The organism is Candidatus Paracaedibacter symbiosus (assembly GCF_000757605.1).
Classification (GTDB): Bacteria; Pseudomonadota; Alphaproteobacteria; order Paracaedibacterales; family Paracaedibacteraceae; genus Paracaedibacter_A; species Paracaedibacter_A symbiosus.
In genome coordinates this window covers 48,297-58,194 of sequence record NZ_JQAK01000002.1, presented here as the reverse complement: position 1 = coordinate 58,194, position 9,898 = coordinate 48,297, and the positions used below count along the sequence as shown (strand labels likewise).

Annotated in this window: 9 protein-coding genes; all 9 read right to left on the bottom strand. The window is 41.1% G+C overall.

Annotated features, from left to right (window positions below; genetic code table 11):
* Positions 1–227: 227 nt before the first annotated feature.
* Positions 228–3,374, bottom strand: coding sequence for a tetratricopeptide repeat protein (locus IG80_RS0107835; RefSeq protein ID WP_032113532.1), 3,147 nt, complete (start codon positions 3,372–3,374; stop codon positions 228–230).
* Between the two features lie 2 nt (positions 3,375–3,376).
* Positions 3,377–4,411 carry a trypsin-like serine peptidase gene (locus tag IG80_RS0107830; RefSeq protein WP_032113531.1) on the bottom strand — a complete coding sequence of 345 codons (1,035 nt, stop codon included), beginning with the start codon at positions 4,409–4,411 and terminating at the stop codon, positions 3,377–3,379.
* 526 nt (positions 4,412–4,937) lie between these two features.
* Positions 4,938–5,642, bottom strand: coding sequence for an IS6 family transposase (locus IG80_RS0107825; protein WP_032113530.1), 705 nt, complete (start codon positions 5,640–5,642; stop codon positions 4,938–4,940).
* A 45-nt stretch (positions 5,643–5,687) separates the two neighbouring features.
* Positions 5,688–5,960: a hypothetical protein gene (locus tag IG80_RS0107820; RefSeq protein ID WP_032113529.1), complete on the bottom strand. Its 273-nt coding sequence runs from the start codon at positions 5,958–5,960 to the stop codon at positions 5,688–5,690.
* A 90-nt stretch (positions 5,961–6,050) separates the two neighbouring features.
* Entirely contained in the window at positions 6,051–6,464 is a 414-nt protein-coding gene (locus IG80_RS0107815) for a hypothetical protein (protein ID WP_032113528.1), read from the bottom strand.
* A gap of 29 nt (positions 6,465–6,493) precedes the next feature.
* Positions 6,494–8,287 carry a DUF637 domain-containing protein gene (locus IG80_RS14665; RefSeq protein WP_156962122.1) on the bottom strand — a complete coding sequence of 598 codons (1,794 nt, stop codon included), beginning with the start codon at positions 8,285–8,287 and terminating at the stop codon, positions 6,494–6,496.
* 68 nt (positions 8,288–8,355) lie between these two features.
* Entirely contained in the window at positions 8,356–8,769 is a 414-nt protein-coding gene (locus IG80_RS0107805; RefSeq protein ID WP_032113527.1) for a hypothetical protein, read from the bottom strand.
* Positions 8,766–9,641 (bottom strand): VENN motif pre-toxin domain-containing protein, encoded by an 876-nt coding sequence (locus tag IG80_RS0107800; RefSeq protein WP_032113526.1) that lies wholly within the window; start codon positions 9,639–9,641, stop codon positions 8,766–8,768. Before IG80_RS0107800 ends, IG80_RS0107805 begins: the two co-directional genes overlap by 4 nt.
* The coding region (locus IG80_RS16230; protein ID WP_032113525.1) for a hypothetical protein at positions 9,608–9,898 on the bottom strand (291 nt) is incomplete at its 5' end. The genes IG80_RS0107800 and IG80_RS16230, both read right to left, overlap by 34 nt.

Sequence of the window (9,898 nt, the reverse complement as noted above, 5' to 3'; positions counted from 1 at the left end):
AGACCTGCAAAACCATCTTTTGGAATCCCTAAACCATGAAGATAGGATTTCCCGATTAGAAACAAAGTTGTCGGAGAATTTTGGAGATTACTAGTTTGCATATAAATCGTATAAACTTCGTATAATGTATGCTATACGAAGTTATTACGTCTTGACCATTCATTGTTTGCGTAGTCAAATCTTTAACCAATCTTGCCACATCTGCTCTTATTTCTGCATTTTCAATTCTAGCAAGAGTAATGATAAGCTACTTCTATCTCTTGACCATTCATTGTTTGCGTAGTCAAATCTTTAACCAATCTTGCCACATCTGCTCTTATTTCTGCATTTTCAATTCTAGCAAGAGTAATGATAAGCTCTTCTATCTCTTGACCATTCATTGTTTGCGTAGTCAAATCTTTAACCAATCTTGCCACATCTGCTCTTATTACTAAATCTTTGATCATAGAAAGAGCGCGGGTAATTTTAAGTATTTCGCAAATCCCTGCCTCTTGGGTAATCAACTGCTTGGCCAATTCTATAACATCCTTATCTGGTAAATGGTCAACCACCCCAGCAATGATGGAAAAAGTAACTACATTTCTGTCAAAGTCCTCAATTCTAGAGTTAACCAAGTCAATATAATTCTCTCCTCCTATGCAAAAAGCGTAGCTAAGTAATATTCTATCAGCCCTCTTTATTTTTTCCGTACATAGGTCTTGCATTAATTTTGTTACCTTCTCTCTCAAATCATTATCCTTAAGCTTAGCAAAATCACCGATGATGTTAGCAATCTCATTCCCCTCCATGTCTTGCGTAATTAAAAACTTTACAGATTTGGCCACATTATCTATTTCTGTAGGGTTGTTAATGCCAGCAAAAGCTTTGATAACAGCTCTCCTTTTAGCTCCTGCCATTTCTGGGGTAATTATGTCCTGAGCTGCTAATATTACAGCGTTTGTTATTAGAGGGTTTTTAATGATGGCAAATGCCTCAACAAGGCAAACGAGTTCATAATTATCCATACTTTCCGTAAAGAAATTTTTTGCATCCCTGGCCCCTTCTTCTATTTTTTTGGCATCATTGATCTTTGCAAGTCGATCTATAACGGTATCAGAAATAAAAGTATTTTGGGATATCTCAAATAAATTTTTTGCTACTCCTGCTACTGTCCTTCTTATTGTAGGGTTTTTAATGCTGGCAAGGTGTTTCATAGTAATAAAATTTTGGTGGTTTATGTCATTTTTAAGCAAAGAGCTAACGAGTGTTGTGAACTCTTGCCTTTGGTCTGGTTCAATTGAGTGAAAAATTTCAGCAATCTTAATTCGGCTTGGTTTCAATATACTATTGGGGATAAGGCATAGAAGAAGGGGATAATCCTCTTCCCTTAAGTTGATCTGTTCCTCTTGTAACTCACTTTTCAATATGCTTATGGATAAGGCTTCTTTTGAATCTATCTGTGTTTCTTTCTTTTCACTTTGCTCTTGTTGTTGCCTCTGCCGTCGGGCGCCAGATAAGATTTTATTGCTAATATATGAATGGGAAGCTTTTAAGTCGCCCTGCATTAAAAGACAAACAATTTTTAAATTAATAAAGAAATCCTCTAAGTCTCTATTATCCTTAGGAAAATAATCCCCTAGATGCTTGCTAACCTGTCTGATATGAGACTGTAGAGCGTTAAATGTGAAATAAAGGGATGGCAGGTTATGGCTTTGGTTAGGATCTTTTATATAATGATGAAAGCTATTCAGGATGGTACTGATTGTTTCTGAAGCTTGCTGTTTTTGATGCTCTCGTAAGGCAAGTTGCGCTAAACGGTGGATGGAAAAAGAAGTCCCATTATTCTTAATGAGTGAAAAAGTAGTAAGATCTTCAAAGGCAGTGTCTAGTTCGTCTCCATTTTCCACTAAAGATAGGAATGGGTCTTTTAAAAGAGCATCTGGATCAAGATAGGCAAAATAGGTCAATAATTGTTGAGCAGTATCACTGATTAGATCTTTAGCCATCTCGAGAGTTGTTAAAATAAGGTACTTATGATCAACTGGGTTTTTACCCTTAGAGTAACGAGGATTTGGTTGCAGGAGACCTATTAACTTTTTTTCAAATTCATTATAATAATCATTAAAGTTGTATTGTATATTGCCTCTTAGCTTACAATTGATGTAGGCGGCAGCATGAGAGAGAGCCAGTGGCAAATGATCAAGTTGTGTAGCAACTTGTAATGCTTTTTCCTTATTCTCTCTATTCTGCTCAATTCTATATTTACTTTCCACATTGATTGTCTTAAATAGGAAATCAAGTGAATCTTGCGGTCGGAATACATTAAGCCGCAGCGTAGGATGCCCCCATCCCCCTTGAATCCTGGAAGTTATTACAATATGACCATTTGATTGGGGAATCTTCCTATCTAAAAAATCAGTGCTAGGAACATTGTCATAGATAAGTAGATAGCTTCCTTCATTCGACAAGATCTCTTTGACAGATTCTATGATCTGGTCATTTGTATCTTCTGCTTTAAAAGGTATTTTAAGTTTCCTACAAATGGTTATATAATCGTCAATCAAATTTTTATCAGTTTCACTTTTCAACCAATAAATGTGTTTATAGGCTTTATTATCCAAAGCTTCATAAGCATATTGTAAAGTTAAAGAACTTTTACCCACTCCACCCATTCCTGTCACTGAGGAAGAAACAACCGCTGACCCTTCTTGCTGCTGATGTTTCCATAATTGAGTTAAATAGCTCTCCGAAGGAGCTTCCTCATTAAAGCTTTCAATGAAAGTCTTAAGCCGCTCAGGAAGAATGTAGGAAGGCATCTCTACACCTTTTTTCCAAGGCCTTGGATGATGATTAAGGGACGGGAGAAGAGATGGAATCGGCTTTCCAATTCTCTGAGCACGCTGGCTAAGGTCTTCTGCCTTCTTCGGGTTTTGATATTTTCCTTTTGCGGAATAAAAATGATAAAGCTCTTGAATTGCTTCAATATTATTTCGCTTGGCGGATTCTTCCAAAAAATAGAGACCTGCAAAACCATCTTTTGGAATCCCTAAACCATGAAGATAGGATTTCCCGATTAGAAACAAAGTTGTCGGAGAATTTTGGAGATTACTAGTTTGCATATAAAGATACAAAGCTTGCAAGACGTTTGGTTGAGTCCCTTTACCTTTTCTGTAACAGTCAGCTAATTTTAATAACATTTCATTTGATGGATTATCTCCTGCTTCACTAACGGCATGATGAAAGCAAGTAAAAGCTTCTTTGTACTGCTGAGCTCTAAAATAGTAATTACCTTTGTTCCACCAATCGCCTTCTGCTTTGCCTTCTTCCATTTCTGCAATATTTAGTAGCACTGGGGTGGGAATACTGTACTCAATAGCGTCTTCTAAAGTATACATCTTTATCCACTTGGTAACCCACTCAAATTTTTTTTTGTAAGGCGGATACCTTTATTCGTGCCGTTTGTACCTCCTTGTGTATGAATCCCAATAGTTAAAATATTGGTAGGATCGGGATTAACTGGTGTCGGCCATTGGCGCCAAATCGCGCCGCCACTTTGCCCAAAAGACGTGGGAATATCATATTGAATTACTTCAGAACTAAACCACCCATTTTTAGCTCGGGTTCCTTTTTCCCACATCTGTGTAGAATAATAGTCCTTACTGCCTTTTTCACCGGGGTACCCCGTTACAGCAATCTCCCACTGATCGAAAAATATATCCGGGGCATAAAGCAATCCTGACCAACCAGCTTCATTCCCAATCGCTCGATCTAGGATAATCATTCCTAAATCATAATCATCCTTCTTACTTCCTCTATGATCTAACCATTCTTTATGGCAAAGAAGGATAGATCCTTTGCTATAACCGAAAGGAAAGTTTTTACCTCGTCTTCCTGGACTAAACCAAACCTCGTCAGGCCATTGCCTTTTGGTACGGTTGTAAAGATTATGGCCTGCCGTTAATACATGGTTAGGCCCAACTAGAATACCAGAACCAACCACAATTTCCTCTGCCCCAAAGCGCATCATTAGATGACCATGGACACAGTAAGGCCACCCAGAGGGATCTTCAATCTCATGCCGTGTATCAATACCTGAAGCACTACTATGTTTAAAAGATTTTAATTCTTCTTCTGTAACTTTCGCTACCAACCCATCTTCGATCACGTGAGGGACCTTAGGTAGTTTATTTTGTTGAGGATTGTTTGTAGAGAAAGAGGTTGGATTTTGAGGTGGTTTATAACTGATGGTATATTTAAATTTTGAAGTACCTGTTACAAAAGTCTCTGATTTAGTAATATAGGCGGGATTTTGTCCTTGTCGTAAATCATGCATTTCGGAATAAGGGTTATCCATAGCCTGTAAAGAAGATATTCTTACTAGCCCTGAAGAAGAGAGAGTACTTAATAAGATAAGTCGAAGATAAGTTATCATAATTGTATCTTATCCTCTTAGATCATTCCTATAAGTTCTTCGGCACATAGCTGCGTTATTTTGTGCTGCCCTAGTTGTATAAGGAAGACCCTTTGATCTAACCTGTAGTAGTGAGAGGGAAAGGAGTTTTGTGTAGGTTCTCATCTTAATAGTCGTTTATGTATGCGGAAATTACACCCCCATATTTCGAACCAAATAACTATCTTGCTACGAGAAATTTTTCTCATATTTCTTATTAGAGAGGATAAATGAGATTCTGCCTTATTATCACCTCATTGGCTTGTTATTGAAAAAAATATTGAGTCCGCGAGAGCATAAGTCAATATAGGGGGCTAAACAAACTTGAACATATGTTAATAAAAACATAATTGCATCCTATTCTGATAAAACTAATGGCATTTAAATGATGTCCATTTAAGGTATACTCTAAATACACAAAGCTCCGCCCTACCCTTATTTCAGGTTCCGTTGCAAATTTGGAAATAGGCTGAGCTAGGGCTTTAGAATGTAATATTGTGGACGCAATTTAGGCGTAAACGCCAAAGAGCCGATTAAAGAAGTGAATTTGATTTTGATAGCTTTTCGTTAAATAGATTGTTTGCTCTTTGATCATCATGGCCATGGCCTCAATGCCTTTGAGAGTTCGATTAGCTGTCTTAAATGATTGGAATCCTAACATAGGGCGGATACGTCGTTTAATGCGTCGATGATCTTGTTCAAGGATGTTGTTAAGATATTTTATCTGCCTATGATTGAGGTCTTTGTCTAAAATACCCTCATTCTTTAGCTCTTCAATGGCTTTAGTATAGGAAGCATGCTTATCTGTTGTAATTGAGGAAGGCATATATTTGCACTGCTTCAATACTTTCTTAACGAATCGCTTAGCAGCTGCCAAATCACGGGTATGGGCTAACATGAAATCGACAGTACGTCCATATTTGTCAACAGCCCGATATAAATATTTCCATTTTCCTTTAACTTTAATATAGGTCTCATCGACTCTGAGTGACCATACCCAAGGCCTGGCATACCAGCGTATCCTCTTCTCAAATTCAGGAGCATAATGCTGAATCCAACGGTAAATGGTTGTGTGATCAACCTCTACTCCTCGTTCGCTAATCATTTCCGCCAACTGGCGGTAACTAATAGGGTATCTCAAATACCAGCGCAAATATTGTAAGATAATTTCGGGAAGGAAATGACGATATCTAAATTCTTTGGGTTTCAAGATGCGTTTCTTTCACGGACTAAGTTTCCCTTAAATTAGCAACTCTTCTCAAATTTGCAACAGAACCCTTTCCCGGCCTAATGCTACATTTACACCGCCACCCACCAGGGTACTCATCGCCGCATAGCTCGTAATTTGGCCAAAGGACGCATTTAATCCGGGTGGAGGCGCCCCTATAAGACCTGCCTTGGCAACTTGTGCTGCTAGAGACATGACACTGTTACGCGAAGTCATGTTTTTGAGGGTGGCTTCCAAGTCACCATTGGATAAGATGTGCTGCTGCCTGCAGTTGGTTTTGAATAGAGCGAACCTGGTAGGCAATCAGCGCTTGCTTTATTTCTGCAAGATCTCTGCGAAGGATAACTTTATTCTATTAATTGATTTAAGTAATGAAGCCACATTTCTTAGTAATTATATTTTCGATCTATTATTATGAATTATTAAAGACAGAACACCTAGTGCATTAGGGTCCTCATCCGTATATTTCTCAAACCAATTTTCAATTGATGTTAATTTTTCTGGCAACAGCTCTATATCTTCTTTGGAAGGGCCATTTATACGCATGAGCCAGCTTGAAGGAACTTTATTCCAACTATAATCAAATAAAATTGCGGGAAGTATGTCTATATTAAAATTGTCATCATCCCTAATTATATATAACCAGGGAATTCCTGACCTCATAACAACCCCTAAAACTTCATAAAAAATCCCCACTGTAAGATAAAAATCATAATCAAGTGGCCTTATCATTTCTTTATAATAATCTAGTGAATATAGATTAGGAATATCACTGATCTTCGCATATTTACATAATACTTTAACCATAAACTCTCACTCATGTATTTTATTACAAGTTAATCTATACTTCTTTTTTTAAATTTAAAATCTAACAGTTCACCAGTTTGCGGGTTTTTGACGTAGTGAACCACTGAATCTTTTCCTGAAGCTGACTTTACTTTAAATTCCCATTTTTCCATACCTTTATAAAGTGGATCATTAAGGCTATCAATAATCTTCTTACCTTCTCCTTGCTTAGCTGCATTTAATGCCATTTGATCTTGAATATTAGAGGGTTCTCTAATCCAATTTTCTGTTTTCCCAACCGTAACATTATTTTTTCCTGTAACTTGTGTATTCATCAACACACTTGTATCCGGCCCATGATGAGCGGTGTAGCCTTCATCTCTGGTTCTCACATCAGAAGAAGCACCCTCATACCCTCCTAAAGTTGGCATTCTCTCTGGTGTTGGGGTAATGAGCGGTCTTGCTCGCGCCTCTTCGGTTGTGACGCCCTCATCCTCCCATCTAGCATCTTCGGGATGGGCATCCATGACAACGGTCGAAGAGTCATCGTTTTCTTGAAAAGAGGTGGCCAACTCATTAAGGCCTAGTGCGGTCAAAACACCGGCACTGGCAGCTAATGTGGCTCCACCTGCACTAGCCAATGCTTCAACTGCTGCTACGCCAACAGCAACCAGCGGAACAAAGTTATTCTCCAAGGCATTCGTTGCAACATCAACCCCCACATCGACATCGTGGCCAGCGAGGGCGACGGCGACGGCGGCGCCGAGTTTGCTCCAATTCATTGTTGTTTGGACCTCATTGCGGATGAGGTTTTGGTAGTCTTGGCTACCTTTAGAGATTCCTTGTCTGCCTGCTTTTTCATCAACTCGAGCGCGGATGTCTTTAGCATCATCTACTGTAAGATCAGCGACCAGCTCAGCCACCATACCACCTAAAGCACCGGCAGCCGCGTCACCTTTGAGGGCTCCAAGGCCAAGGCCAACGATTCCGTGGGCTCCTTTGTGTGTCCAGAAGTTCAGTCTACGGCCATTAGGGTCAAGTCTGCCATCAGGGAGGGTGCCGCTATACATCCGGCTAATCTGATTTGCCCCAACCCGGCCCGCCACTTCACCGATAAAGTTAATCCCGGCATTGTGGAAGGCTTCGCTAGCCCTTTCCCGGCCCAATGCTACGTTTACACCACCACCCACCAGGGTACTCATCGCCGCATAGCTCGTAATCTGACCAAAGGACGCATTTAATCCAGGTGGAGGCGCCCCTATAAGACCTGCCTTGGCAACTTGTGCTGCTAGAGACATGACACTGTTACGCGAAGTCATGTTTTTGAGGGTGGCTTCCAAGTCACCATTATTGGCCACAAAGGTCGTCCCGGCCGTGGACGCAAGCCCCGTCACCCCAGCAGATACCATGGTTCCCATGGTCGTTCCCAGGCCCAATCCCTTAGCTGCAGAAGCTCCCCAAGGCCCAGCGATGTACGCCATCCCAATAGCCACAGCTATCATGAGGGGTTTGCTCCAGCGGCTGGATTCCACCTTCTCATAGTTCCACTTCTCTAATTTACGGATCGTCTCCTCATATACGCCTTCCACTGTCAGCGGTAAGGTTCTTTCAGGGCCCGTCACAATCCGTTTCAGCGCACTGGCGTTTGAGACAATCTTGTCCACCTCCAGCACCGTGGGGATAGCGATCTCTTCGCCGCGGTCAATCGTAACTTTTGTGCGGCCAGTCCAGCCACTCGAACTACCCTGCACCTGTTGGCGGTTTGTCGCAATGGCAGAACCTACTGTCAGACCGTTAGCCGTGTCATTCACAAAAAGCGGAGTAATGGCATCGACTCTTGTCAATGATGCCGGACAGGCTAACGTACTAAGCTATTCACAAATTTCAAAGATCACAATGATAGATAAGGGGATTAAGTTGTCTTAGTTAGCCTTTCTTTTAACTTCCATTGAGCATCTTCTGCGCATACATCCCATTCATCATGGGTAAGCTTTTCTAAAATATCTAAGGGTGTATGTTTGTTGAATACAAGGCGATGCCGCACACTTTCATCCGGGTCGTTTGCAAATTTTTCAAATAGCTCCCGAGTTAAATTAGGTTTTTGAGCAATTTCCCACCTTATATTTTGATCCTCATCCTCTGCTAGATAAGAGATCATCTCAAGAGAAATAGAAGAATTACTTGCAATATACTCTTTCATTTCTGGGTCTTTTTGGATGACTTCATGACAAACATCATCCGGAATAAATTCGTGATTAGCACGATAATATTCTTCTGGAATACGGCTTTTTCTTAAGCGAATAAATTCTTCGGCGCTTTTAATCATTTTCCATTTACTCCATTTAGATCTTTCTTGGGAATAAACTTCCCAGTGTCTCCTTTATGCTTGTCCATTTTTTCTCCAAATTGATCTAAGTCATATCTCCACTCGAGACCTCTACCAGTTTCCTTATAAACTTTCCAGGTCGAGCCACCATGCTTGGCTTGATCCTTAGTATAATAATAACCATCTTCCTTATTCTTATAAAACTTCCCAAAGCAATCATGTTTATAAACTTTAGCAATTGCTTCCTTTGATAAACTGAACTCTTTTTGCTTTTCGCTTGTCAAGATAGAAGTATTCGGCCCATGATGAGCGGTGTAGCCTTCATCTCTGGTTCTCACATCAGAAGAAGCACCCTCATACCCTCCTAAAGTTGGCATTCTCTCTGGCGTTGGGGTAATGAGTGGCCTTGATCTTGCCTCTTCAGTTGTGATGCTCTCATCCTCCCATCTTGCCTCTTCGGGATGGGCATCCGTGGCAACGATCGAAGAGTCATCATTTTCTTGAAAAGAGGTGGCCAACTCATTAAGGCCTAGTGCGGTCAAAACACCGGCACTGGCAGCTAATGTGGCTCCACCTGCACTAGCCAATGCTTCAACTGCTGCTACGCCAACAGCAACCAGCGGAAAAAAATTATTCTCCAAGGCATTTGTTGCAACATCGACACCAACATCGACATCGTGGCCCGCTAACGCAACAGCAACTGCAGCGCCGAGTTTGCTCCAGTTCATTGTTGTTTGAACTTCTGCACGGACGAGGTTTTGGTAGTCTTGACTACCTTTACGGATTCCTTGTCTGTCTGCTTTTTCATCAACTCGAGCACGGATGTCTTTAGCATCATCTACTGTAAGATCAGCGACCAGCTCAGCCACCATGCCGCCAAGCGCGCCGGCAACAGGATCGCCTTGTGAAGGGCGCCGAGGCCAAGGCCAACGATTCCGTGGGCTCCTTTGTGTGTCCAGAAGTTCAGTCTACGGCCATTAGGGTCAGGTCTGCCATCAGGGAGGGTGCCGCTATACATCCGGCTAATCTGATTCGCCCCAACCCGGCCCGCCACTTCACCGATAAAGTTAATCCCGGCATTGTGGAAGGCTTCGCTAGCACTTTCCCGGCCCAATGCTACGTTTATACC